The sequence below is a fragment of the Kitasatospora sp. NBC_00374 genome (genome assembly GCF_041434935.1).
GTDB lineage: Bacteria > Actinomycetota > Actinomycetes > Streptomycetales > Streptomycetaceae > Kitasatospora.
The window spans coordinates 8,378,414-8,402,831 of the sequence record NZ_CP107964.1; the positions used below are offsets into that span (position 1 = coordinate 8,378,414).

The following is a 24,418-nucleotide window of genomic DNA, read 5'->3' on the forward strand; positions in this document are numbered from 1 at the left end:
CGGTCACCCGTACCTGCCCGAGCGGGGCCATGCCCCCACGAGCGGGCGCCGGCACTCTGATCGGCGCACGGGACCGTAGCCCGGACCTGCCATGGACCCGGCGTGTAGCTCCATCCGACCGCTGTACCCGCAGGGCAGCCGTCCGCGATCGAGCGGTGTTCCGGACCCCTCGTCCTGCACAGTCAAATGACTTCCACTGTCCAACGCCTGGCCATTGCCATGCCATTTCCCGACTTCAGCTCGTCCCTCACATTGCCCAATCTGTCACGCAAGGAGCTCCTCTCATGAACGTTCGCCCCACCAGCCTCAAGCGCCTCAAGAAGGCCGGCCTCGCGGCGGTCGTGGCCGCCGCTGCCATCACCGGCCTGGCCGTGGTCCCGGCCCACGCCAGCGCGGCCTCGATCGCCACGACCGCGAACGCCGAGGTCGGCAACGGGCCCTGTGCCCACGGTGGTTACGAGTCCGGTGCGGGAGGCCAGACCTCCAGCTGTGGCAGCGGTGGCGGCCAGTCCCACGCCTGGTGCTCGGACTTCGTCGGCTGGGTCTGGGCGCAGAACGGCGCTGCCCACCTGGGCGACCTCGACGACCGTGCCGCCAGTGTCTACGAGTACGGCAAGCGGTACGGCACCCTTCACAACACCCCCCAGGTGGGCGACGCGGTCGTCTACAACTACAGCGCCTCCGCCGCCTATGCCGACCATGTCGCACTGGTCACGGCAGTGGGCGGCGGATCGGTCACCATCGTCGGCGGCAACGAGGGACACTCCAGCGGCCACACCGAAGGCATAGTCCAGCGCGAGAGCACCAGCAGCTACGCCGTCGGCGACGCCCCCTGGGGCCAGACCATCAGCGGCTACATCTCGCCTGTCGGAGTCTCCAACGCCGACATCACTGGTGACGGCAAGGCGGACCTGATGGTGCTGAGCACCGACGGGACGATCGGGCGGCGGGTCGGCAACGGGACGAGCTTCGGTGGCAGCACCACGGTGAGCGCGGGGTGGCAGAACTATCTCGGCCATGCGGGGCAGGGCAAGCTCTACTTCGCGGACATCAACGGTGACGGTAAGAAGGACCTGGTCGTGCTGGGTACCGACGGCACGATCGGGGTGCGGCTGAACAACGGTGACGGGTCGAGCTTCGGGGCGAGCACCACGGTCAGCTCGGGTTGGCAGAACTACCTCGGCCAGCCGGGCCAGGGCCGGTTGACCTTCCCCGACATCAACGGTGACGGCAAGGCAGACCTGGTGATCCAGAGCACCGACGGTACGATCGCCACCCACCTGGGCAGCGGTACCAGCTTCGGTGCGAACCTTCCGCTCAGCTTGGGTTGGCAGAACTACCTCAGCCAGGCAGGCCAGGGCCGACTGACCTTCCCCGACATCAACGGTGACGGCAAGGCCGACCTGGTCATCCAGGGCACCGACGGCACGATCGCCACCCACCTGGGCAGCGGTACCAGCTTCGGCGCCAACCTCCCGCTCTCGGCGGGGTGGCAGAACTACCTCAGCCAGCCGGGCCAGGGCCGACTGACCTTCCCCGACATCAACGGTGACGGCAAGGCCGACCTGGTCATCCAGGGCACCGACGGCACCGTCGCCACCCACCTGGGCAGCGGTACCAGCTTCGGCGCCAACCTCCCGCTGAGCGCCGGTTGGCAGAACTACCTCGGCCAGGCCGGCCAGGGCGACCTCTACTTCGAATAACCGCGCCACCCGGGGGGACCTTCCGTCCCCCCGGGCGCCGTCCTGTCCTGTTCCGCCCCCGTTCCTTCTTCGTGATGGGAAGACCCCGTGCCGATATCGCTTCGCGCCCGCAAGTCCCTGCTCGCCCTGGCCGCCGGCTCGCTCAGCGTGCTGCCGCTCGTCGGCTCCACCACCGCGCAGGCCGCCTCCGTCAGCACCTGGGACAAGGTCGCCAGTTGCGAGAGCGGCGGCGTCTGGGACATCAACACCGGCAACGGATACTACGGTGGCCTGCAGTTCAACGCCGGTACGTGGAGCTCCTACGGCGGAACCGGCTACGCGGCCCGGGCGGATCTGGCGACCAAACAGCAGCAGATACTCATCGCCGAGAAGGTCCTCGCCGCCCAGGGTGAGGGCGCCTGGCCCACCTGCGGACCATCGGCCGGGCTCGGCAGCGACCACGCCGCCCCCTACCCCAGCGGCCCCACCGGTACGGCGGACATCACTGGTGACGGCAAGGCGGACCTGATGGTGCTGAGCACCGACGGGACGATCGGGCGGCGGGTCGGCAACGGGACGAGCTTCGGTGGCAGCACCACGGTGAGCGCGGGGTGGCAGAACTATCTCGGCCATGCGGGGCAGGGCAAGCTCTACTTCGCGGACATCAACGGTGACGGTAGGAAGGACCTGGTCGTGCTGGGTACCGACGGCACGATCGGGGTGCGGCTGAACAACGGTGACGGGTCGAGCTTCGGGGCGAGCACCACGGTCAGCTCGGGTTGGCAGAACTACCTCGGCCAGCCGGGCCAGGGCCGGTTGACCTTCCCCGACATCAACGGTGACGGCAAGGCCGACCTGGTGATCCAGGGCACCGACGGTACGATCGCCACCCACCTGGGTAGCGGTACCAGCTTCGGTGCGAACCTTCCGCTCAGCTCGGGTTGGCAGAACTACCTCAGCCAGGCAGGCCAGGGCCGACTGACCTTCCCCGACATCAACGGCGACGGCAAGGCCGACCTGGTCATCCAGGGCACCGACGGCACGATCGCCACCCACCTGGGCAGCGGTACCAGCTTCGGCGCCAACCTCCCGCTGAGCGCCGGTTGGCAGAACTACCTCAGCCAGCCGGGCCAGGGGCGGCTCTTCTTCGCCGACATCAACGGCGACAACAAGGCCGACCTGCTCATCCAGGGCACCGACGGCACCGTCGCCACCCACCTGGGCAGTGGTACCAGCTTCGGCGCCAACCTCCCGCTGTCGGCGGGGTGGCAGAACTACCTCGGCCAGGCCGGCCAGGGCGACCTCTACTTCGAGTAAGCAGTCGGCAATCGGCAGCTCCGGCCCGTACCACATCACGTGGTTCGGGCCGGATCCATTAACCCGAAGGACAACGTCGGCGCCCGATTCATCGCCCCCGACGGCACTCGACACGGCGGCTTCTGATGAGGTAGAGCACCGAGGTGAACCAGGCGTTCGCCGTGCTGGCGGTGGCCGCCGGCCGCTGACCCGCCCGCCGCAAGGGGCCCGGGACGCCCCGCCTGCGTCTCTGGCCCTGGCCGGCGTTGTCAGGCCGTCGTGGACTGCCGGCGGGTCCAGTCGTTCCGCTCGCCGAGCCGGGCGTTGTCGCGGCTGCGGTGCGTGACCGCGCGGGAGCCCCGTACCCAGATCGCCTGCCCAACCGCCCGTCGGGCACTGGAGATCGAGAAGCAGGTCCTGCGGTACCTGCGCCGCGAGCTGGGCCTGCCGTGCGCTGAGGCCATGTCCGGCAAAGCCGGCCACACTGAGACGGTCCCCTCCGACCGCATGCCTGTTGCTGCCCTCGTCGACCTCGTGACCGCCGCCATGGCCTCAGCTGCCTAAACCCGGTGCCGACTGATGTCCCATCTCAAATGATCTTGCCTGTGGGCTGGGCCGTGACCTGCGGCGACCAGATGGATTGAGACGCCGGGATGCCGGGTTTCTCAGTTGATCTGGTCCCGCAGGTGTGGATGCGGGCCGTTGTCTCAGTTGATCTGGTCGTCGGATACGAACCTGGGTGGTAGCGCCCGCGGCAGGCAAGCAACGACCGATCCGCAGGCCCCGAGCGGTTCCGTCGGTGCGAGATCATGTACCCGGCGATGCGCAAGGACGGCTTGTAGAGGAGGAGTTGATATGGCGGGGGAACTGTGGGTATCCGTCTTTTCGCTGGTGGGTGTCATGCTGGGTGGTGCGCTGACAGCGTTCACCCAGCGCCGCATGCAGCGGTCGGCCGAGCACGCAGAGGAGCGGCGACAGACGGCGGTGACCGGTGAGGCTCGCCGCGCCGAGCAACTTCAGGCGATCAAGGAGTTTCTCGCCTACGCCCAGGAAGCCGAGCGGGCCGCCTACAGTCGCCCGGACCCGTGGGGTGGCGACGAGGACGGGTGGATGGCCCGAGCCCAGGCCACCATGACCAACCTCTGGACTGCCGATCGCAGTGTCGTCTTGCTCTGCGACCCGGCATTGGAAGTCCCCGCCCGAGCCTACGGTCGTGCGCTCAACCAGGCCGTATGGCGGGAGATCGGTGGTATCGAGGCCAACGAATACCTCGAAGAGCACAAGAGCGCCTTCATGACCGCAGCACGTTCGAGCCTGGCGGCCACTCGCTGACTTCGGCGTCCGCGGCGCAGTCGGTGCGGACGGTTTTGGCGGCACGAGAAGGCCCATCCCCACCTTCGATGAGACGGCTCAGCTCTCGGAGCGACAGGACAAGTAGCACCAGTCGGACCAGCTCGGCTGAGACGACGAGCGAATCGGACCAGATCGCCTGAGACAGGGACCAGATCGGCTGAGACGGGACGACTGAAATACCGACCGATTGATCGGTGAGCGCTGTTCTGGGGCAGGCAATCTTGACTGAGTGTCAAATGATCTGACCGGATTTCGGTACGCTCGGCCTGGCAGCGGAGTGCGCCGCGCGGCCTGCCGGCTTCACGGCCTTGCGGCGCAGGCGCTCCTCGCCCGGCGGCCCGTCCTGGTGCGACGGCGACCGGCGGTCTTTCAGGAGCCGTTGTGGGTGCCAACGCACTGCTCGGGTGCAGCGTCCTTGAGGTATTCGTGCTTGAGGAGGTTGGCGACGTTGTAGGTCTCGGAGTCATTGAAGTCGGACGGCTTGAGAGTGGGGTCGAGCCACTGCTGGTGGCCGAACCCGGGCTGGGCGAAGCCGGCTGCGATGTGGCCCTCCTGGACGCGGAAATCACGGTTCACCACGTAGCAGTGGTAGCTGTTCCCGGTGCCGTTGAGCGAGTCCGGCGGCAGGGCGCGCCTGGCGTACGGAGTCCCGCCGTCCGCGAGGTACTTGCCGGTGTCGGCTCCGAAGCGGTCCAGGAGCCCGCCGGGCTCCATCGTCTGCTGGTGCATGTCGAGGACGCCGTTCAGCTCGGCGAAGCCCCGGTTGTCGGGGTACTTCCACTGGTCACCGCTGCGGTACCAGTCGAGGAACTGGGTCGGCTGCAGACCGCCGAAACGACGGTAGCCCTTCAGCAGTTCCGCCACCGGTCCCGCTGCGGGCAGGACGGTCGGACCGAGTTCGGGGCGGCCGCAGTAGTAGACGGTCGGATCGTCGGGCGGGAGGAGGTTGGGACAGTCCGTCGGCAGGCTGCGGGGGGAGGTCGCACGGGCGGGCGCGGCGGCAGCGGCGTCACCGGCAGCGGCAAGGAACGTCAGCGGTAGCGCGGCAGCCATGGACACGGAGACGAGGGTGAGAGAACGCAAGGGGGCTCCAGAGAAACCGAGGCGAGGCGACGCGAGTGCGGAGGGGCGCAGCGTCGGAGGGCACTGCCATTGCACATGGAGGTCGGTCCGCACGCGAAGAGCCTCGGCGACGGCGGAGCGGACAGCACACGGGCGGGCTAATCAACATGACGGTGCGCCAGGCAAGCCGGGTACACCTGTACCTAAGCCGGGCCGGCTACGGGGATGCCGGCGGGCCCGACCTGCGAGCCGTCCCGCCCCCGTTCCCGTCCCGTCCGGGCCAGGACGGGGCGGGGGCGGGCCTGAGGAACCGGGTGACGACCCGTCCGGCAGCCGCCCGCGGTCTGCCGGTACCCCGGATGTCCAGCGGCCGCCCGGTCTCCCGGATGGGTTGGCCGACCGGTCCTACGGCGCGATCTCGAACCGGGGCGGCCGCAGGCCCGCGAGGCAGCCGGTGTCCGGCGCGGTCGGCGCGTTGAGGAACGAGCGGGTGATCGTCTGCGCGCACGGCGAGTCGGCGAAGACCACGTGGGCGACGTAGGGGACCGTGACCTCGGTGGACCGGCTCAGCGTGCGGGCGGCGTACGGCCCGCTGCTCGGTGCGGTCTGGGCGTCGAACCCGCCTGACAGCACGAGGGTCGGGATGTCGCTGCGCGTCACGTCCCGGATCGAACGCGGTGCGGCGGGAACGTCCCAGGCACGGCAGTCCGCATGGAGGAAGGCGAGCATCGGAGCGTTGGCCAGCACCGACCGGGGGAACGACGGGAACGCGCGCCGCCCAGCCCGGATCACGTCGTCCTGGCTCTCGAACGGTGTCCACTCGCTGCAGAAGACACCGTAGGCGAGCCCGTGGGAGACTCTCCCGACGGCCTGGGGGCTGAGCTTGCCCCCCGCCCACTGCTCGGCGATCCGCTGCGGGTTGCCGTGGGCCAGCTCGTCGATGGAGCGGGGCACTCCGGCCGCCAGGTGGGTGGCGGAGACCAGCCAGTTCACCAGGACTCCGCCGTCCAGCACGACCTTCACCGGCGCCGGGTGGCCCGCGACCGTGACGGTGGTGGTGATCGGCCGGGCCTCGAGCTCATCGACGAGGCGCTCGAAGGTGGCCTTCAGGTCCGGATAGCGGTCGTTGCAGGCGCTCTGCTGCGCGCAGGCCTGGAACAGGCCGTCGAAGCCCTCGCGTGCGGCCTTCCAGGTCACCGCCCCGCCGGCCAGGGACGGCGGTAGGACGCCGTCGATGCCGACCGACCGCAGGCCCTGCGGGTGCCGGCGCATGTAGAGGAGCGCCAGGTCGGTGCCGTAGGAGATGCCGAACACGTTCCACTGCCTGATGCCCAGTGCGACGCGCAGGTCGGCGTAGTCGGCGGCGCTCTCGGTGCCGTTGTAGGCGCTGAGGTCGGCCCCGTGGCTCGCCAGCCGGTCGCGGCATGCCCGCGTCGCCTCGACGTGCAGGCGCCCGGTGGACGGCGCACCGTAGACGAGGCCGAGGGCGTCCGCGTTGAACTGGTCGATGTTCGGGCAGGTGAGCGCCGGGTCGGCCGAGTAGGTCCCGCGCTGGGACATGAAGATCACGTCGCGGTCGCGGTTCAGGCCGCCGTCGATCGCCAGCCGGATCTCGGAGACCGCGTCGTCGCCGGGCCCGCCGGCGAACCACACGACCGGGTCGGGCGCCGGTCTGCCGGAGGCCGCGGGCACGATCTCGACTCCGAGGGTGATCTTCCGTCCGTTGGGCCGGGCACGGTTCTCGGGCACGGTGAGCGTCCCGCAGCGGGCACCCTCGACAGCGGGGGCCGGGTCCGCCGTCCGCGGGCAGGGGCCCGGCTCGTAGCGGGCGTGGCCCTCGGTCCGGGCGACCGTGCCGAGCGGCGCCCCGGCGCCGGACTCGGCCTGGGCGGGGATCGCGGCGAGGCCGGCGACGAGCACCCCGGCGGTGGCCCCGGCCCACGTGGCCAGGAGCCGTCGCGCGGCGCGCCGGTGGTGGGGCGGGCGAAGGGACATCATGAGGTCTCCGGGTCAGGGGTGATGGTGAACGGTTTCGGCGCGAGCCCTGCCACGCAACCGGTGTCGGGCGCGGCCGGACGCGTAAGGAAGGACGCCAGGACGCTCTGCGCGCAGGGCGACTGGGGGACCACGAAGTGGCCGATCCCGGGAATCTGCACGGCGGTCGAGCGGGACAGCGTCCGGCCCGTGTACGGCCCCCAGCTCGCCCCGGTCTTCGCGTCGAAGGTTCCGGAGATGATGAGCGTCGGCACCTTGCTGTACGTGGCCACCCGCTGGACGGCGGTGCGGTCCGGGACGTTCCAGGCACGGCACACGTCGTACTCGAAGGGAAGCTGCGGCGCGTGGGCCAGGACCGTGTCCGGCCATCCGGGGAACGCCCGGCGCCCCGCCTTCAGCACGTCGGACTCCGAGAAGCCCGGCACCCACTCGGCGCAGGCCACCGAGTTCGTCAGCCCTTGGGCGAACTCGCCGATGACGGGCGTCGCGCCGGCGGCCCGGGCCTGCGCGAGGCGCTCGGGGTGTCCGTGGGCGAGTTCGTCGAGCGCCGCGGGGACGTCGACGGACGGCACGGCGGCACCGTCGGTGACCAGCAGGTTCACCAGCGCGCCCCCGTCGAGGACGACCGTCACCGGGTTTCCTCCCCCCGGTGGCTGCACCGTCAGCGTGAGGGGGTGCGCCTCGAGGCGGCGGACCTGCTCGGTCAGCGTGCGCGGGAGGTCCGGGTACCGGCTCCTGCAGCGGGGCTGGGCCTCGCACGCCGCGAAGATCGCGTTGATCCCTTCCTGGGCGCTGTCCCAGGTCCAGGGCAGGCTCACGATCTGCGGCGGTGAGACCGAGTCGATCGCCACCGAGCGGATCCCCTGGGGGTGCCGGCGCAGGTAGGTGAGGGCCAGGTCGGTGCCGTAGGAGTACCCGTAGACGTTCCACTGCTTGATGCCCAGCGCCGTGCGCAGGTCGGCGAAGTCCGCGGCGTTCTCGGTGGTGTTGTAGGCGCTCAGCTCGATGCCGTCGGCCGTCAGACGGTCTCTGCACTCCTTCGTGGCGCGCACCAGGAGCCGCCCGGTCGACGGCGCGTCGTAGCGCAGCCCCACGGAGTCCGCGTTGAACCGGTCGACCTCCGGGCAGGCGAGGTTCGGCTGCGAGTAGAGCCCACCTCGCTGGGCCATGACGATCAGATCGCGATCCCGGTTCACCCCGGAGGCGACCAGGAAGGGAATGGCCCCGAACGCGTCGCCTCCGGGGCCCCCCTCCATGAACACCACCGGGTCCTCGGCCGGCTGCGCCGACGCGGCCGGGATGATCGCGACGGCCAGCCGGATGATCCGCCCGCCGTGTCGTGCGCGGTTCTCCGGCACCTCCAGGAACCCGCACCGCCCGGGGACCGGCTCGGGCGTCTCCGGGCAGGGACCGGGCACGAACCGCGCCGGACCGCCTCCTGACAGGAGCTCACGGACGGATGGTGACACGGCACCGCTCGGTGTCGCGCCGACCGCACCCAGGAAGGCCAGAGCGGCCGCGACGAGCGCCACCCCGCCGGGCGCGCCCCGGCAGCGCCGCCGTGCGTGCCGGCGCTGCGCCCGCGTTCGTACGAACCTGCCGATTCCGCGAACGGACGGCAGGTCACCCGGAGCGATGCCCTGTTCTGCCATGTGATCCCGTCTCTCTGACGTCCCCGGCCGCCGGGGCCGGAACGACGCCGTGTGGCTCCGCCCGCCGCCGTATGGTCCGGGCGGGCAACTGTTGGCCAGCCTGCGGTCGTGGGGGGAGGTCCACCACTCGTTGGCTCCACTTGGAGCAGGTCGGCCTCGGCCCCGGGGCCCGTCCCTTGCGACTGTGCCGCTCGGCCGGCCGGAAGCAGATGCAGACGGGCCTGCCGGCGCCGGCCTCCCACGGCCGATGTCCTGCAGAGCCGGGCTCCGGGACGGATCGGCGGGTGGCGGACGGGGGCCGGCTGCCCGGCAAGGGGACCGGTCCGGTCCCTTGCCGGGCGCCTGCTTGTTCGGACGGGGGCCGGGGCGTGCGGTTGCGGCGGGGGGGGGTCCGGGTGGGGGCCGGTGCGGCCGGCCGGCCCGGAGCGATGGTGCCGTCGGTGGGGCCGGACGGTGGGGCGGGCGCTGGTCCCGGGGCTGAGGACATCGCCGTTGGCTCCGGCGGCGTCATGCCGGGCGGATGAGGCGGCTTTCGTAGGCGAAGATCACGGCCTGTATCCGGTCGCGGAGTTCGAGCTTTTGCAGGATTCGCCCCAGATGGGACTTCACGGTCGCCTCCGCGAGGTACAGGGTGGCCGCGATCTCGGTGTTGGACAGGCCGCAGCCCACGTGGATGAGCACTTCGCGCTCACGGGCGCTGAGCCGGCTCAGCCGCTCGTCGCGGCCGGGGCTGCTGCCGTCGGGGATGTGCGGGCGGAGGTTTTCCAGCAGGCGGCGGGTGATCCGCGGGGAGACCACCGCGTCGCCCGCGGCCACGCTGCGTATCGCGGTGAGCAATTCCTCGGGCCTGGTGTTTTTCAGCAGGAAGCCCGAGGCTCCGGCGTTGAGTCCGGCGAAGGCGTATTCATCCAGGTCGAAGGTGGTGAGGATCAGCACTCTGCTCTGCGGGGAGATCCGGATGACCTGCCGGGTCGCCTCGATCCCGTCGGTCCCGGGCATCCGGACGTCCATGAGGACGACATCGGGGCGCAGTTCCCGGGCGAGGCGTATGGCCTGGATGCCGTCCGCGGCTTCGCCGACCGGTGTCATGTCGGGCTGGGCCTCCAGGACCGTGCTGAAGGCCATCCGGAGCAGCGCTTCGTCGTCGGCGATCAGGATGCGGATCGTCATGCGGACGCCGATCCGCTGCTGCCGAGGAGGAGGCGGGTACGGACTCTCCAGCCGCCGCCCGGAAACGGTCCGGCCTGCAACTTCCCCCCGTAGGCGGCCGAGCGCTCGCGCATGCCCGGGATGCCGTGGCCGGATGGTGTGGCGCCGGGAAGTGGCGGGCAGGGGCCGCTGTCGGTGACGTCCACTGTGACGCTCTCGGTCGAGCACTGTATCCGGACCTTCGCGGGTGTCCCGGTGGGCGTGTGCTTGAGGGTGTTGGTCAAGGCTTCCTGTACCAGGCGGTAGACGGTCAGTTGTGCGGTGGCGGGTATGTGGGTGTGGCCGCCCTGGACCTCGACGCGGGTCGGCAGCCCGGCGGCGCACATCTGGTCGGCGAGGGTCTCCAGTTGTGCGATGCCGGGCAACGGGTGGCGCTCCGCGTCCGGTTCGTCGGTCCGCAGGATGCCCAACGAGCGCCGCATGTCGGTCAGGGCCTGCCGGCCCGTCTCGGAGATCTGGAGCATCGCGGTGGTGGCCTTGTCGGGCGACCGGTGCTGCGCGTAGACGGCGGCGTCGGTGAGCGCGACCATGACGGACAGGTTGTGGGTGACGATGTCATGCATCTCCCGGGTGATACGCGTCCTCTCCTCGGCGACGGCCAGTCGCGCCTGCTGCTCCTGTTGTTGCTCCAGGCGTGCGGCCCGTTCCTCCAGGGCCGCGAGGTAGGCGCGCGTGGTCCGCACATTCACACCCAGGACGGCGGCGGCAACGACCATCGCGGTCACCGCGACGAAGAGGGTCAGGAATGCGCCTTCCGCCGCCCAGCGCAGGCAGGCCAGAAGGACCCCTGCCTCCACGATGGCACCGGCGACAAGCCTGCCGCGCCGGTCCGAGTTCGCGGCCGCCGTGTAGAGAGCCACCAGCAGGGCGATGTCCGCCGGCAGTTGGACGTCCATCAGCCACTGGACGAATGCCGCGGCTGCCACGGCGCCGAACACCGTGATCGGGGCCCGGCGCCGCCACACCAGGGGCAGCGCGAGGGCGGCGGTGAGGCCCAGAGCCACCGGGAGCTCGTGCGGCGCGCGGGTGGTCATGATGTTGAGCAGGAGCAGCGCAGGCAACAGTGAGTCCCACACCATGGGCGGCAGCCGGAGGCCCCAGCGCCGGGCGGCTCTCACCGGTCGCGCCGCTCGCACGGAGGCCAGGTCGGCGTACCTCGTCAGCCGTACGGCTGTCTTCGTCCGCCGCACCCGGTCCCGGTAGCGCACCGGGTGGGCAGTGCCGGGTGCCGCGGCCGCCTCGCTCATCACACGTCCCTGTCGATTCGGCATCATGGTGGCCCCGGCCGGGGCCACCACCGCGTACAGCCGGAGCCGCGTCTCGTACGGGGCACGTACGCCTCGCGCCGCCCGGCACGTACCGCGGCCCTGTCACGGTAGGCCGCGGGCCCGCGAAGCACATGCGCCCACCGTCTGATGGCACCGTGCCGGGATGCGACCGCAGGAGGAGTCCCACTACCTCCCGTGGTCGTAGGGCGGCCGCTGATCTGGCGTGCTCGACGGCTACTCCGGTTGCACAGGGACCTGCCTCGGATTGCGACCCCGGTCGCACACGATGGCGTCCCGGGATCGATGTGGCGGCGCATATCCAGCGCCGAGTATGGCCGGGTGACCGAGATCATCACGGGGCTGTACATGTCCCCCCTGGAAATCCTTGCCTTGCTGGGTGCCGTCGCGCTGGTGGTGGCGCGCTGGCTTCCCCCTGCCGCCCGCCCACGCGTCACGATCGCGGCGGCGGCGGTTTTCGTGCCGTCCGTGATCCTGCTGAGCGTGGCGGGGATCCGCTGGCAGCTGATGCCGGTACTGGCAGGCGCTGCCGTCGCGTTGCCGTTCGCGCTCTCTCCCCTGCTGCGACGCCCTGCCAGCCGACCGGCGTGGCGGGCCCGATGGTGGCTGGCGTTGCCAGGATCGGTGGCCTGTGTCGGCCTGATCGCCACGGGCCCGGTGGCCGCCTGGGCCTTTCCTGTACCCGTGTTCCCCGAACCGTCAGGCGACTTCGCGGTCGGCACCCGCGTGGTGCAGTGGACCGACCCGCTCCGCCCCGAGACCTTCACCGCCGATCCGGACGACCGGCGCACGGTCGTGATCCAGCTCTGGTACCCCGCGCAGAAGGGCCCCACAGACGCGCAGCGGGCCCAGTACCTCGGACGCACGGAGCACGAGGCGCGCACCGTCTCCGACGCCCTCGCCCGCGGAGTCGGCCTGCCTGGCTTCCTGGTCGACGGCGCCCCGCGTGCCCACACCCATTCGGTCTTCGACGCCCCGGTGGCCGGTGGGGGCGAACGGTTCCCGGTCGTGCTGTTCTCTCCAGGGTCAGGTGGAGTGCGCACCCAGAACACCGCCTGGGCGGAAGAACTGGCCAGCCACGGCTATGTGGTCGCCGCCCTCGACCACCCGTACGACTCCGCCGCCGTCGTCCTCGCCGACGGCCGAACGATCAGCACCGAGATCGCCTCGACCGGCGACCCGGACAAGGACGACGAGCTGGCGGTTGACTGGACGGCTGTTCGGGCCGCCGACCTCAGCTTCGTCCTCACCCAGCTGGACCATCTCGACCGAGGTGAGATCGCCGACCCGCTGACCGGACGCCTGGACACCGGCCGGGTCGCGGTGACCGGCCACTCCATGGGTGGTGCTGCCGCCCTTCAGGCCGCCCGGCAGGACCGCCGGTTCGACGCCGTCATCGATCTGGACGGCTATCCCCACGGCCCCACTTCCCCCTCGCTCCACCAGCCGACCCTCGCGCTCACCCAGGCCATCACCCCCGGAACCGACCCGCGCTACATACCTCGCCTCACCGAGGCCCTCAAGCTCAGCACCGCGACGAGCTACCGGCTCACCATCCCCGGCGCCGCACACCTCACCTTCATGGACGGCCCCCTGTACCTGCCGCCCGTGCCCTCGATAGTCGGCTCCCTGGGCCGCACCGAGAGCCCGCGCGTCGTCGCCGCAGCCACCCTCGCCTTCCTGGATGCCGTTCTGCAAGACAGACCCGGCGACCTGGCCGGCGTTCTGCCGGCCTACGGCAACCTCAGCGTCTACCACCCGGACAACAGCCGCTGACCAGCTGTTCCTTTGCGATGCCCAGATCGATGCCGACGACACCGTCGGTCGCGGGCAGCGGTCCGGGCCGCTACTGCTCGGCGGTGAGGACGACGTACCGGCGTCGCCCTCACCGCTCGACCGGGTCGTCTTGACCCGCCCGAGCGTGAACCATCGGTTCATTCCGCGGAGCCCGTGTGTCTGATCAGGATCTGCTGCAACTCCTTGACGACTGCGGGAACGGTGCCGCTGCGCCGCACGAACGATGTCCGCCGCATGCCCAGCTCCTGGACAGTGGCCCGCAACTCGACCGGGAAGCGGGTGTCCACCGCGACCGCCGTGGTGAGTGTGGCCCCCAGCCCTTCGGCGACGAGACCGTGGATCATGTTCAGGTCGTCCGTGCGCATCAGCACCCGCGGATCGAACCCCACCGACCGGCACACGCGGCGCAGCACCCGGTCCGATGCCTCGCCCTCGTCTCGGCTGGAAACCCAGTCCACGTCCGCCAGCTCCGAGAAATCCAGCTCGGGCAGCCTCGCGAGAGCGCTGTGCCGGGCGACCAGCACTTGATAGGGCTCATCCAACAGCACGGTCAGCTCGAGGTCGGGAGAGACGAAGGCGGGATCGTCCGCGAAGTCGTAGATGAGGCCGGCGTGCACCTCTCCTCCGCGTAGCAGGCGCACGATCTCGATCGGTTCCGCCTCGACCACTTCCACCTGGACCCGGGCACGTCCTCGGAGCTCTCGGATCGCGGCCGGCAGCAGCCGTGATCCGATCGATGCGAACGTCCCGACCCTCAAGGTCGCCAGGCCTGCGTCCCGGTGCGCCGTGACGAGCCGTTCGGCCTGCTCGATGCGTTCCAGGATCTGCTCCGCCTCGGTGGCGAACGCTGTTCCGAGCGGGGTGAGCCGGGTGCCGCGGCGGTCCCGCTCGACCAGCTTCACGCCGAAGTGCCGCTCCAGCGCGCCGAGATGATGGGAGATGGTCGGAACCCCGTACCCCAGTGTCTCTGCCGCGCGGCTGAGTGAACCGCTGTCGCGGACGGCGAGGAGAACGCGAAGCTGCTGCGGCTGAATCACGGCATAGATTATATGACCAAGAGTGCTATTTCTTGATATTCCGCCGATGGCTGGGTGTGATTACTCTCCTGCGCATGACGACAGTGGATGCCAGCACACAACTCTTGAAGCACGTGGAAGCTCCCTATGCCGACGCGCTCCGCTCGCTCGCCCGGATCGACTGGCAGCGGCTGCATGTGCCTGCTCATCAAGGGCGCGAGGGCAATGCCCCGGGCGTTGCGGCTCTGCTGGGCGCAGGCGTTCTGTCGCTGGACTTCCCGATGAGCGTGGCCAGCGTCGATCAGCAGAGCTGGCGAATCGCCGAGCCCGGCCGCCCCACGCCGCTCGGGCGGGCGCAAGGCCTCGCCGCGGAAGCCTGGGGAGCGCGCCGAGCATGGTTCCTGACCAACGGCGCATCCGGTGGCAACCACATCGCCACCACCGTCGCACGTGCGCTCGGCGTCGAGGTGGTCGTCCAGCGCAGCGTCCATTCGAGTGTCGTCGACGGCATCGCCCACGTCGGGCTTGTGCCGCACTTCGTCCAAGGGGCCGTCGACAGCGGTCTCGGCGCTGCCCACGGCGTCACCGCAGCGCAGATCGACCAGGCGCTGCGCGAGCACCCGGACGCCGCCGCCGTGTTCGTCGTGAGCCCCAGCTACTTCGGCGCGGTCGCCGACATCGAGGGGATATCCAGGACCGCCCACGCGCACGGTGTGCCGCTCATCGTCGACGAGGCGTGGGGTGCCCATTTCGGGCTGCACCCAGAGCTCCCGGTGAACGCCGTCCGTCTGGGCGCCGACCTCGTGATCTCGAGTACGCACAAGGGGGCTGGCTCCCTCACCCAGTCGGCGATGCTTCACCTGGGCCACAGCGATCACGCGCAGCGGATCGAGCAACTCGTCGACCGCGTCGTCCGGTCGTACCAGTCCACCAGCTGCAGCCCGCTCCTGCTTGCATCTCTGGATGAGACCCGGCGGCACCTCGTCGTTGACGGCGCCCGGGCGATCGGTGCCGCGCTCGCCTCGGCGGAGGCGATCCGTAGCGGGATACGGGCGAGTGCACGGTTCCGTGATGCCACGGGCGACATCGCGGCAAGTCCTGGTACGGCCGGCTTCGACCCGTTCAAGATCGCCATTGACCTGCGCGGGGCGGGAATCTCCGGGCAGCAGGCGCAGCATCGTCTCATCACGGACCACCGGATCTACACCGAGCTGGCCACCCCGGCGACGCTGCTTCTGCTTGTGGGTGCGACCTCGCCCACCGATCCGAAACGATTCCTCAAGGCGCTGGATGACCTCCCGTTTCTCGGCACAGCACGCGAGAACGCCGTCCGCCTGCCCTCGCCAGGGGATCGGGTGATGGGAGTACAGGAGGCATTCTTCGCCGACACGGCCGTCGTCCCGTTCGCCGAGGCGGCGGGCCGTGTCTCGGCTGACTCGCTGGCCGCCTACCCGCCCGGAATCCCGAACGTCCTCCCGGGTGAGGTCCTGACGGCAGAGGTCATCGACTACCTGCGCACCATGGCCGCCGCACCGTCCGGCTTCGTCCGCGGCGCCTACGACCCGCTGCTCGATCGGTTCCGAGTCGTCGCCCGGCCCTGACGGCGCCTTGCGGCGCGCGCCGAGGCGGATGGCGGGCCCGCCCGGCGGCCGGGGTCTGCTCCGGTTCCACAGATCCCGGTCGTCGGGGCGAGCAGGGCCCGCTTCGCCGGGGACGGTGGCGACGCCCACCTGACGATAAGTCAGTACCCCGTTCTCCTCTCTCCTCCCTCCCGAGCTCGCCGTCCTCATCGAACGGCAGATCGCCACCCCTGGGTGTTCGGGCTGCGAGCGACCGGCCAGGCTGCCGGGGGAACGGCTTCCTGGCCGGTCACTGCCTGCGACTGGTCGTTTCAGACGAGCGTCGGTGTTGGAGCGGGCAGGTAGGGGGTCAGGTTGCGCCACGCGCGCTCGATGTATTCCTCCTTCTCGCCGACAGGGGCGACATAGTGCAGGGCGCTTTCGGCGGCGTCGTTGCCCTCGAGGCGGGCGATGATCCAGGCGGCGAGGTAGTGCGAGGCGAGGCAGCCGCCGGCGGTGGCGATGTTGTCCTTGGCGTAGAAGGGCTGGTTGAGCACCTCGACGCCGGCGGCGACGACCCAGGGCTTGCTGGTCAGGTCGGTGCAGGCGGGGATGTCGTTGAGCAGGCCGAGCCTGGCCAGCACGAGCGCGCCGGAGCACTGCGCGGCGATGAGTTGGCGCGAGGGGTCCAGGCCGCGCAGGATGTTCATGATCGCCTGGTCTTCGACGACCTCGCGGGTGGCGATGCCACTGCCGACGATGACGGCGTCGGCGGCGCACGCCTCCTCAAGAGTGGACATCTGTTCGATGACCACCCCGTTCATCGACGTCACCTTGGGGCCGGGGGCGGCGATGGTGACGCGCCAGTCGTCGGTCTTGATGCGGTTGAGCACGCCGAGCGCGATCAGGGAGTCGAGCTCGTTGTAGCCCTCGAAGGTGAGGATGGCGATGTGCACGGCGACTGTCCTTCCGGATGGGTGGGACCTGACGGTAGGAACCCGCGAACAGGACAGTCAAAGAATTGTCATGGATACAATGCGGTGCGTGGCAGCCTCGCGGTACAAAATCCTGGTCGACGCGCTCGCATCCGACATCCGGACAGGCCGGCTCGCCGCAGGCGTGCGGCTGCCGACACACCGCGGGCTCGCCGCCAGCGAAGGCATCGCCGTGGTAACCGCGACCCGGGTGTACGCCGAGCTGGAAGCGATGGGCCTGGTGAGCCGGGAACAGGGCCGCGGCACGTTCGTGCGTGACATCGCGGTCCCCGCCGGTCACGGCATCGATCAGCAAGCCGTCGCCACGGATGCGGTCGACCTCAACTTCAACTATCCGTCGCTGCCCGGCCAAGCCGATCTCCTACGGCAGGCCCTGCGAGAGGTGGCCACCTCCGGTGAACTCGACTCGCTGCTGCGCTACCAACCACATCGAGGGCGTCCCCAGGACAGGGCCTCGATCGCGCGGCACCTGAGGCGTCGAGGAATCTCCCCTGACGCGGATCAGATCCTCATCGTCAACGGTGCGCAGCACGGCCTGAGCATCGCCGTCATGGCCGCGCTCAACGCCGGCGACGTCGTCGCGGTCGACGCACTCACCTACCCGGGTTTCAAGGTGCTCGCGCATGCCTTTCATCTCGACCTGGAGCCCATAGCCACAACTACCGGCGGGCCGAACCTCGATGCCCTCGAGAAGCTGTGCGCGACCCGCCCTGTGCGCGCGATCTTCACCATGCCAACCCTGCACAACCCGCTGGGGTGGGTCATGCCGGCAACCGACCGCACCCGTCTGATCGAGATTGCCCGGCAGTACGGTGCGCTCATCATCGAAGACGCCGCATACGCCTTCCTGGTCGAGGATCCTCCACCGCCGCTGGCCGCAAGTGCACCGGACATCACCATCTACGTCTCGGGACTGTCCAAGAGCGTCGCCACCGGCCTCCGGGTCGGCTTCGTCGTCGCCCCACCATCCAGGGTGCCGGCGCTCGAGCGGGCGATTCGGGTGACGACCTGGAACACCCCGGCCCTCACCACCGCGATCGCCTGCCGCTGGCTCGAGGACGGCACGGTGGACCACCTGGAGGCGCAGAAACGAAGCGACGCCAAGGCCCGCCAAGCACTCGCCAGACAAGAACTGGCAGGCCTACCACTCATCAGCCACCCCTCGTCCTACTTCACATGGCTGACGCTGCCCGACGACGCCCGCGCCGATCGCCTGACCGCCACCCTCGCGCGTCAGCACATCTCGGTCAGCACGGCGGAGCCCTTCGCCACCTCGAACCACACACCACAGGCCCTCCGCCTCGCTCTCGGCTCGACCGATCTGGACAGTCTCCAGTCGGCGCTGCGCACAGTGCGACGAGTCGCCATCGAGGACGCCTACGCCTGAACTCCACTCGACCAGCCGACTCCCGACACCCCGGGCCAAGGTCGCCAACGACCTGGTGCGTGATGGTGGCGGCGCTGTGACCAGCAGCGTTGTGGGCGGCATGAGCTGACGGTGTGACGATCGAGGTGAACCGTGCGGTCCAGGCCCGCCGCCCGGCCAAGAAGCAGGCCCGCCCGCACGCGGTGCTGCGCGAGCCGGCACGTGTCGATGGCCGCCGCGTTCGGCCGGCCCCCGCCTCATCGGCGTCAGGACCACAAGCGCGCCCGTTGCCTGGTGGCTGTCGTCGATTGCGATGGACGGAGCCTCTGTGGGCGCCTCCTGCCCTGCTCGGGGAACCGTTCGGCACCGGCGGCGCGTCCACCCGTTCGTGTCCCAAGCGCTCTCTCTGCTCCAGACGGCCTCCGGTGACGACGACGCCGGCATGGTCGTCGCCGGCCTCGTCCTCTTCGGCCCGGTGATCGCACCGGTCCTCTTCCTGATCGGTGCCTTCGTGGTCGCGCACCGGGTCCTGCGCGCCCGTCGCGAACGACGGCCGCCCCTCGACACCGGCACACTCGGCCGGCTGTCCCTCCTGGGTCTCTCCGCGGCGTACGCGGCCGTCAGCACCGGTCTGATGTCGGGTCCGTGGTGGATGTCCGAGAGCGAGTACTGCAACGTCATAGGCTTTCCGGCAGACCGGATCACCACCCGGACGTTCCCACTGAGCATGCGCTGCGGCCCCGACGGCGAACTGGTCCCGTCCTGGGTCAACCCGGTCCTGGTAGCTGGTCTGACTCTCGCCCTGGCCGCCCTCACCGCCGCCGCACTGACGGCGTACCGCGCACGCCGCCGCACCTGGGCGTCCTGAGCCGCGCCCGCCCCGCCGCGACCGGCCGATGTCACCCCCCCCCGGACGCCTCGGAGGGCGAGGACGGCTGGGTTGAGCTGGTGGGGGCGCACGCGGCTGGCGCCTGGGCGGCCGTGGAGGCTGCCTCCGACCAAGTCAGCATGCGCCTCGATCGTCCGGACCCCGGGCTCGCCCGTGTGACCCCCGACCTGATCGGCGACCACCCGCGGCCGGCCCACCACTGCCTACCCGGCGCTCGCACGCCACCACGGCCACCACGCGCCAACGAGCGGCTGACCCTGCAGCTCCAGCAGGGCCGGGTACACCGTCTGCCGCTTCGGGCCCAGCTCCAGCTCGCTGTCGGACATCGTCCCACCGCCCCACATCTCTCCTGCTCCTGCCCGCCCGCAGCAGCCCGGCGGGCATCCCTGGCCCACCACCACCGGGGGTGCCTTCGCCCCTCGTAGCCGGGGAGGCCCGCGCGGACCGGTGGTCGGATGCCGATGGGGTGGGGCCGGCGGCGGCCGTACAGGCACTACGCTGCATGCGTGATCGAGCATTCGAACGTACGTCTCGACGACCTTCTCGACCGCCGGGCGGACGGGCACGAGCCCGCGCCGGAGGCGATGCTCGCCGCGCTGTTCGAGGGCGGGGTGTTCGTTCCCGTCACCGACACCGGATCGGTGATGTTCCTCCCCGACGACGAGCAGCCGCCCACGCTGCTCGGGTTCACCGACGCGGCGCTCGGCGAGCAACTGCTGCCGGCGGCCGCCGGGATGGTGCACTGTGACGCGGCGCGGCTGAGGGACATCCTGGAGAAGACCGGCGTCGCCGTGCTCGGGGTCCGCTCCGGAAACGGGCAGGCGATCTTTCCCGAGCAGGTGCTGCGAGACTGGGCGGCCTTCGGGTCCGGGGCGGAAATGACGCTCGACCGGTCCACCGACCCAGTGGCGGTCGCCCTGCGCGACGCACTCGTTCGGCGGGTCCGCGAGTTCCCCGCCGTCCGCTCGGTGTGGGTGGCGCAGGTCCGGTGGCGGGCCAGCGGCGAGGAACACCTGATGCTGCACGTCGCCGTGGACGAGGACCTGCCCTCGGCCTCCGCCGACCGCCTGATGCAGATCCTGCTCGGCGAGGAGGTGAAGCTCGGCCGGAGGCACCCGAAGGTCGGGATGCTCGCCCTGAACACCACCACCCACGCCGACACCATCGCCCAGCTGGACCGCCAGGGCCTGGACACGGTGCGCCACGACGTCGAGTCGGGCCAGGTCCAGGTGATCTCCCGCGAGTACGACGACCCGTCGGTGGCCCCGGCGAATGGCGCCGCGCCCCCGCCCCGGGCCACGCGCCGCTGGTTCGGTCGCTCCTGACGGGACGTCGTCCTGGCGCTCTCTTCCGGACCTTGCCGGGCGCTTAACGACGCGCTGATCCGGCAAGGTCCGGAAGAGAGGGGCCGGCGCCCCGGCGGGTCAGACGGTGTCCTGGACCGGCAGCGCCGCCACCATCGGATGGTCCTTCTCGATCAGGCCGAGCTTCGCGCTGCCGCCGGGGGAGCCGAGGTCGGTGAAGAACTCGGCGTTCGCCGTGTTGAACGACCGCCACGGCTCCGGGGTGTCGTCCTCGAAGTAGATCGCCTCGACCGGGCAGACCGGCTCGCAGGCGCCGCAGTCTATGCACTCGTCGGGGTGGACGTAGAGCATCCGCTCCCCTTCGTAGATGCAGTCGACGGGGCACTCGTCCAGGCATGCCTTGTCCTTGACGTCCACACAGGGCAGGGCGATCACAAACGTCATCGGGCTGCCGTCCTCTCCGGGTCGGTGCTGCTTGCCGCTCTGGCGCAGCCGACCGTAGGGCCTCAAGTAAACTTGAGGTCAAAAGGAGGCGGTGCATGACGACCCATCAGCCCGGCGATGCCAGGGCCACCCCCGACGACTGGCTGAGCATCGGCGAGGTCAGCGCGCGGACGGGGGCGGCAGCGTCCGCCCTGCGGTTCTACGAGGAACTCGGCCTGATCGCGTCCGAACGCGACGAGCGCAACCAGCGCCGCTACCCCCGACACATGCTGCGCCGGGTCGCCCTGATCTCGGTGGCGAAACGGATCGGCATCCCGCTGCAGGACCTCCGGGAGGCGTTCGCCGACGTACCGCTCGACCGGCCGCCGAGCCACCACGAGTGGCAGCGTGCCTCGCGCGGCTGGAAGCGCCGCCTCGAGGAGCGCCGGCAGACCATCGAACGGCTCGAGGCCGAACTCACGGGATGCATCGGCTGCGGCTGCCTCTCGATGAAGGCATGCGCCCTGCTGAACCCGGGCGACGCACTCGCCGAGGACGGTGCCGGACCCCGACGCCTGTAAGGGGTTCCGGGTCCAGGTCCTCTCTTCCGGATCTTGCCGGATCAGCGCGCGGCTCCCTCGACCCCTGAGGGTCGGGAGTCGCCCCTGCGGCACCCGGCAACCACCCGCGCCGGCAGCAGCCGACTGCGCTGGTCGGTCCGCCCGGTCTCGGCGGTCACCCCATCGACCAGACCCGGCGGAAACACCGGGGTCAGCACCCGATCGCGATCCGGTCCGACAACCGCTCACCCGCAGCCGAGTTGGCCTGCCCCACCGTCGCCACACCACCACAAACGAGACGAGCAGGCCAAAGTCAGCGGGCATTGGATCTAGGTCAGGATCTGACCTAGACGGTGCCTACTGTGTCTCTCGTCGACGGACAACACCTCACGAAGGCGGAGAGACCATGACCGAGCCCACCACCCAGCCCCGGACCCCGGCCCTCACCGGCGAGCGCGCCGACCTGCTGGAGCAGCTCGGTAAGGCGCGGTACTTCCTGCGCTTCACCGCGAACGAGCTGACCGACGCGCAGGCCGCCGAGCGCTCCACCGTGAGCGAGCTCTGCGTGGGCGGGCTGGTCAAGCACGTCACCGGGGTCGAGAACAGCTGGATCGGCTTCATCCTCGAAGGCCCGTCCGCGATGCCGGACTTCACCGCCATGACCGAGGAGGACTGGGCCCACCGCCAGGACAGCTTCAGGCTGCTGCCCGGCGAGACCCTGGCCGGTGTGCTCGCCGACTACGCCGAGGCCGCCCGCCGCACGGACGAGCTGGTCGCCACCCTGCCCGACCTGGATGTCTCCCACCCGCTGCCGAAGGCGCCCTGGTTCGACGCCGACACCGAGTGGTCCGCCCGCCGCGTCCTGCTCCACGTCATCGCCGAGACCGCCCAGCACGCCGGTCACGCCGACATCATCCGCGAGGCCCTGGACGGCGCCAAGAGCATGGGCTGACACTCCCCGGTCATGCCCACTCGAGAGAGCCTCAGATCGCAGTCAGGGCTCGGCGCACCGCAGCCGTCATCGTGATGCAGGTCGGCTGATCGTTTCCCGAATCCGCTGGCAGGCTGTGTGTGCTGGCACGTGCCCTGGGCGCGTGTGGCCGGATCCGATCTCTGCTCTGGTGCGTATGCTGACGACCAGCCGGACCGCGTCGGCGGGCGTGGGCAGGGTCTTTCCGATCCAGGGGGCGAGGCCCTGCCACCAGATCCCGGCCGAGCGGGCCAGCAGCAGCACCCGGGCGGGTACGCCGTCGCGCAGGGCCGGCTCGCGCACCGATCGCGATGTTCGCGGACGCGTGGAAGGTGTTGCCGGTGACGGTGGTCGTGAGGGCGGCGGGGAGTGTCCCAAGCAGGTCGCTGAGCTCGCCGGGGGCCCGCTCGCGCCCGTCCGGGCCCCCGGTGCGGGGCCAGCCACGCAGCCGCCGCCAGCGCATCGGCGCACCGGGGAAGTGGCCCCGTACTGCGTCTCGTGCCTGCTCCGGCACCGCCCGCGGCAGGGCGGGCAGGCGGCTGCGGTGCCCGTCCCTTGAAAGGGCCGAATCATCTGCTGAAAGGGCCGAATCATCAGCGTGGCGCGGAGTGGGCCGAGTTCGGCGCGGGCCTGGCCGCGTGTGCGGGTTCTCCCTGCGAGGGCTCCCGGGAGTCCCGGGCGCGACCGCGTTCGGGCCACCCGGAGGTAAAAGGTGTGCAAAGTGGCGGGATGGTTCGCCGAAATTCCTCTCTTCCCCTATGAACGCGCGGCCGCACCGGTCGTCCGTCGTCCGCACCGAAGCCAGGATGGTCCCGTGAACGATCTGCCCATTTCGCCCCTCCGCGCACTGCCGGACGGGAATGCCGAACTCCGCGTCGTCCTCACACTCAGCTGGAACGACGTCGCCTCCCTCGGACGGGAGGCCGGCAGGTTGGCCACCCGCCTGCAGCGCGCGGTCAGCCTCGACGAGGCCGCCAGCCACGTCCTGAGCACCCGGCCGGAATCGGCCGCGCCCGCACGGGCCCGGGGCAACCCGGCCCTGGAGCAGCCCGCTGCGGCGGCCGTCGCCCCGCAGATGGAACAGGCGCGGCAGAGCAGCGAGTTGATGATGCGGCCGGCCGCATCATCGGCCCCGGCGAACGCGGCGGCACCGGCGGCGACCGCCCGGCCCGACGCGGCTCCCGCCCCGGCACCGGCCACCTGACCGCTTCCGTGCGGCGGCCCGGCGCCTGCCTCGGCCTCGGGGCCGCCGCCTACCTGCGGCAGATCACCAGCGGTGGTGGACCTGCGGACGGATGAGTTCGTCGTAGGTTTCCCGTACGGCCGCTGCCGCGGTCCCGATCGCGCTGGTCGCCCCGGCGGCCGGCGGCGGCGTTCGCGTGCGCCCGGCGCCTGCTCGCAGCTGCGGACGCAGCGACGGCGCCGTCTCCACCGGTTCGTCGAGGGTGCGGGCGGGCGCGGCCCGCCCTGCTCGGAGTCGTCGTCGCGGGGGACGGTGAGCGCCGCCGTGGCCGGGCCGGGCGCCATGACCGAAATCCCGGCAACTCCGCCGCCAACAGGGCCCTCGGTACCATCGCGCAGGTCGGCTCCGCCGATGTGGAAGGCGGACAGGAGGCGGTCGCAGAGACCGCTGTTGATCTGGTGGGGCCAGGTGAGCAGGCCGGTGGCGGACAGTTCGGACGCGCTCAGCTCGGCGTGCCCGGCGAGGGGGTGGGCCGCGGGTACGAGCGCCATGAATCTGACGTGGCCGAGCACTACGTCGCACTCAACGGTGGTCCGCTGTTCCCGTTCACCGAGGCGATCTCGCTCCAGGTCGACTGGGACCAGGCGGAGGTCGACCGGCTGTGGGCCGCTCCGTCCTGGCCGATCACCCCCCGGCGGCTGATGGAGCTGCTCGGCGACCCGGACCCGGCCAGGGCCCAGCGCGTGACGCGGGTGATGCTGCAGATGAGGAAGACCGACATCCAGGCGCTGTAGGACGCCTACGCGAACGACGGCGGGGGA

At 70.7% G+C, this 24,418-nt stretch carries 22 protein-coding genes; 12 read left to right on the plus strand and 10 right to left on the minus strand.

Features of this window, described 5'->3' with window-relative positions:
* Window positions 1-284 precede the first annotated feature (284 nt).
* From OG871_RS36590 to OG871_RS36600, 3 genes are all read left to right on the plus strand, one after another.
* The gene (locus tag OG871_RS36590; protein ID WP_371502743.1) at window positions 285-1,703 is read left to right on the plus strand and encodes an FG-GAP-like repeat-containing protein; all 1,419 of its coding nucleotides are present in this window, start codon (window positions 285-287) and stop codon (window positions 1,701-1,703) included.
* 87 nt (window positions 1,704-1,790) lie between these two features.
* Entirely contained in the window at window positions 1,791-2,999 is a 1,209-nt protein-coding gene (locus tag OG871_RS36595; protein ID WP_371502745.1) for a transglycosylase family protein, read from the plus strand.
* Window positions 3,000-3,833: 834 nt separating this feature from the next.
* Window positions 3,834-4,310 carry a hypothetical protein gene (locus OG871_RS36600; protein ID WP_371502747.1) on the plus strand — a complete coding sequence of 159 codons (477 nt, stop codon included), beginning with the start codon at window positions 3,834-3,836 and terminating at the stop codon, window positions 4,308-4,310.
* A gap of 390 nt (window positions 4,311-4,700) precedes the next feature.
* Here the strand turns inward: OG871_RS36600 and OG871_RS36605 are convergent, their stop codons facing one another.
* From OG871_RS36605 to OG871_RS36625, 5 genes are all read right to left on the minus strand, one after another.
* Window positions 4,701-5,384: a TNT domain-containing protein gene (locus OG871_RS36605; protein WP_371503511.1), complete on the minus strand. Its 684-nt coding sequence runs from the start codon at window positions 5,382-5,384 to the stop codon at window positions 4,701-4,703.
* 414 nt (window positions 5,385-5,798) lie between these two features.
* A complete protein-coding gene (locus OG871_RS36610) occupies window positions 5,799-7,391 on the minus strand; it encodes an alpha/beta fold hydrolase (protein ID WP_371502748.1) in 1,593 nt (530 codons plus the stop codon).
* Window positions 7,388-8,746: an alpha/beta fold hydrolase gene (locus tag OG871_RS36615; RefSeq protein ID WP_371502749.1), complete on the minus strand. Its 1,359-nt coding sequence runs from the start codon at window positions 8,744-8,746 to the stop codon at window positions 7,388-7,390. Before OG871_RS36615 ends, OG871_RS36610 begins: the two co-directional genes overlap by 4 nt.
* An 801-nt stretch (window positions 8,747-9,547) precedes the next feature.
* Window positions 9,548-10,210 carry a response regulator gene (locus OG871_RS36620; RefSeq protein ID WP_371502751.1) on the minus strand — a complete coding sequence of 221 codons (663 nt, stop codon included), beginning with the start codon at window positions 10,208-10,210 and terminating at the stop codon, window positions 9,548-9,550.
* Complete coding sequence (locus OG871_RS36625; protein ID WP_371503512.1) at window positions 10,207-11,328, minus strand: sensor histidine kinase; 1,122 nt, start codon at window positions 11,326-11,328, stop codon at window positions 10,207-10,209. The genes OG871_RS36620 and OG871_RS36625 overlap by 4 nt, the downstream gene beginning before the upstream one ends.
* Window positions 11,329-11,820: 492 nt before the next feature.
* On the opposite strand from OG871_RS36625, the gene OG871_RS36630 reads away from it, so the two are divergent.
* Entirely contained in the window at window positions 11,821-13,311 is a 1,491-nt protein-coding gene (locus tag OG871_RS36630) for an alpha/beta hydrolase family protein (protein ID WP_371502753.1), read from the plus strand.
* Window positions 13,312-13,469: 158 nt separating this feature from the next.
* Here OG871_RS36630 and OG871_RS36635 read toward each other — a convergent pair whose 3' ends face one another.
* Entirely contained in the window at window positions 13,470-14,369 is a 900-nt protein-coding gene (locus OG871_RS36635) for a LysR family transcriptional regulator (RefSeq protein WP_371502754.1), read from the minus strand.
* Between the two features lie 74 nt (window positions 14,370-14,443).
* Here OG871_RS36635 and OG871_RS36640 point away from each other — a divergent pair, with 74 nt between their 5' ends.
* Entirely contained in the window at window positions 14,444-15,949 is a 1,506-nt protein-coding gene (locus OG871_RS36640) for an aminotransferase class I/II-fold pyridoxal phosphate-dependent enzyme (protein WP_371502755.1), read from the plus strand.
* A gap of 290 nt (window positions 15,950-16,239) precedes the next feature.
* On the opposite strand, the gene OG871_RS36645 is transcribed toward OG871_RS36640, so the two are convergent.
* Complete coding sequence (locus OG871_RS36645) at window positions 16,240-16,863, minus strand: DJ-1/PfpI family protein (RefSeq protein ID WP_371502757.1); 624 nt, start codon at window positions 16,861-16,863, stop codon at window positions 16,240-16,242.
* Window positions 16,864-16,951: 88 nt separating this feature from the next.
* Between OG871_RS36645 and OG871_RS36650 the strand changes: the two genes are divergently transcribed.
* Together OG871_RS36650 and OG871_RS36655 are read left to right on the plus strand one after the other, a co-directional pair.
* Window positions 16,952-18,289: a PLP-dependent aminotransferase family protein gene (locus OG871_RS36650; protein ID WP_371502758.1), complete on the plus strand. Its 1,338-nt coding sequence runs from the start codon at window positions 16,952-16,954 to the stop codon at window positions 18,287-18,289.
* Window positions 18,290-18,656: 367 nt separating this feature from the next.
* Window positions 18,657-19,136 (plus strand): hypothetical protein, encoded by a 480-nt coding sequence (locus OG871_RS36655; protein WP_371502759.1) that lies wholly within the window; start codon window positions 18,657-18,659, stop codon window positions 19,134-19,136.
* Window positions 19,137-19,360: 224 nt separating this feature from the next.
* On the opposite strand, the gene OG871_RS36660 is transcribed toward OG871_RS36655, so the two are convergent.
* The gene (locus OG871_RS36660) at window positions 19,361-19,483 is read right to left on the minus strand and encodes a hypothetical protein (protein WP_371502760.1); all 123 of its coding nucleotides are present in this window, start codon (window positions 19,481-19,483) and stop codon (window positions 19,361-19,363) included.
* Window positions 19,484-19,663: 180 nt separating this feature from the next.
* Between OG871_RS36660 and OG871_RS36665 the strand changes: the two genes are divergently transcribed.
* The gene (locus tag OG871_RS36665) at window positions 19,664-20,482 is read left to right on the plus strand and encodes a hypothetical protein (RefSeq protein ID WP_371502761.1); all 819 of its coding nucleotides are present in this window, start codon (window positions 19,664-19,666) and stop codon (window positions 20,480-20,482) included.
* Between the two features lie 99 nt (window positions 20,483-20,581).
* Here OG871_RS36665 and fdxA read toward each other — a convergent pair whose 3' ends face one another.
* A complete protein-coding gene (gene fdxA, locus OG871_RS36670; protein ID WP_371502762.1) occupies window positions 20,582-20,905 on the minus strand; it encodes a ferredoxin in 324 nt (107 codons plus the stop codon).
* Between the two features lie 95 nt (window positions 20,906-21,000).
* On the opposite strand from fdxA, the gene soxR reads away from it, so the two are divergent.
* Window positions 21,001-21,465 carry a redox-sensitive transcriptional activator SoxR gene (gene soxR, locus OG871_RS36675; protein WP_371502763.1) on the plus strand — a complete coding sequence of 155 codons (465 nt, stop codon included), beginning with the start codon at window positions 21,001-21,003 and terminating at the stop codon, window positions 21,463-21,465.
* A gap of 41 nt (window positions 21,466-21,506) precedes the next feature.
* On the opposite strand, the gene OG871_RS36680 is transcribed toward soxR, so the two are convergent.
* The gene (locus tag OG871_RS36680) at window positions 21,507-21,662 is read right to left on the minus strand and encodes a transposase domain-containing protein (protein ID WP_371502765.1); all 156 of its coding nucleotides are present in this window, start codon (window positions 21,660-21,662) and stop codon (window positions 21,507-21,509) included.
* Between the two features lie 188 nt (window positions 21,663-21,850).
* Here OG871_RS36680 and OG871_RS36685 point away from each other — a divergent pair, with 188 nt between their 5' ends.
* The 3 genes from OG871_RS36685 (at window position 21,851) to OG871_RS36695 (ending at window position 24,391) form a co-directional block, all read left to right on the plus strand.
* A complete protein-coding gene (locus OG871_RS36685) occupies window positions 21,851-22,396 on the plus strand; it encodes a DinB family protein (RefSeq protein ID WP_371502767.1) in 546 nt (181 codons plus the stop codon).
* Window positions 22,397-23,228: 832 nt separating this feature from the next.
* Window positions 23,229-23,618, plus strand: coding sequence for a hypothetical protein (locus tag OG871_RS36690; RefSeq protein WP_371502769.1), 390 nt, complete (start codon window positions 23,229-23,231; stop codon window positions 23,616-23,618).
* 539 nt (window positions 23,619-24,157) lie between these two features.
* Window positions 24,158-24,391 carry a VOC family protein gene (locus OG871_RS36695; protein ID WP_371502770.1) on the plus strand — a complete coding sequence of 78 codons (234 nt, stop codon included), beginning with the start codon at window positions 24,158-24,160 and terminating at the stop codon, window positions 24,389-24,391.
* Window positions 24,392-24,418: the final 27 nt, after the last annotated feature.

Excerpts from the sequence above, each read along its gene's own strand:
- OG871_RS36620 (WP_371502751.1), bottom strand. The coding sequence starts at position 10,210 with ATGACGATCCGCATCCTGATCGCCGACGACGAAGCGCTGCTCCGGATG.
- OG871_RS36605 (WP_371503511.1), bottom strand. The coding sequence starts at position 5,384 with ATGGCTGCCGCGCTACCGCTGACGTTCCTTGCCGCTGCCGGTGACGCC.
- OG871_RS36610 (WP_371502748.1), bottom strand. The coding sequence starts at position 7,391 with ATGATGTCCCTTCGCCCGCCCCACCACCGGCGCGCCGCGCGACGGCTC.
- OG871_RS36590 (WP_371502743.1), top strand. The coding sequence starts at position 285 with ATGAACGTTCGCCCCACCAGCCTCAAGCGCCTCAAGAAGGCCGGCCTC.
- OG871_RS36640 (WP_371502755.1), top strand. The coding sequence starts at position 14,444 with ATGACGACAGTGGATGCCAGCACACAACTCTTGAAGCACGTGGAAGCT.
- OG871_RS36660 (WP_371502760.1), bottom strand. The coding sequence starts at position 19,483 with ATGTCCGACAGCGAGCTGGAGCTGGGCCCGAAGCGGCAGACGGTGTAC.
- soxR (WP_371502763.1), top strand. The coding sequence starts at position 21,001 with ATGACGACCCATCAGCCCGGCGATGCCAGGGCCACCCCCGACGACTGG.
- OG871_RS36685 (WP_371502767.1), top strand. The coding sequence starts at position 21,851 with ATGACCGAGCCCACCACCCAGCCCCGGACCCCGGCCCTCACCGGCGAG.
- fdxA (WP_371502762.1), bottom strand. The coding sequence starts at position 20,905 with ATGACGTTTGTGATCGCCCTGCCCTGTGTGGACGTCAAGGACAAGGCA.
- OG871_RS36600 (WP_371502747.1), top strand. The coding sequence starts at position 3,834 with ATGGCGGGGGAACTGTGGGTATCCGTCTTTTCGCTGGTGGGTGTCATG.
- OG871_RS36630 (WP_371502753.1), top strand. The coding sequence starts at position 11,821 with ATGTGGCGGCGCATATCCAGCGCCGAGTATGGCCGGGTGACCGAGATC.
- OG871_RS36625 (WP_371503512.1), bottom strand. The coding sequence starts at position 11,328 with ATGGTGTGGGACTCACTGTTGCCTGCGCTGCTCCTGCTCAACATCATG.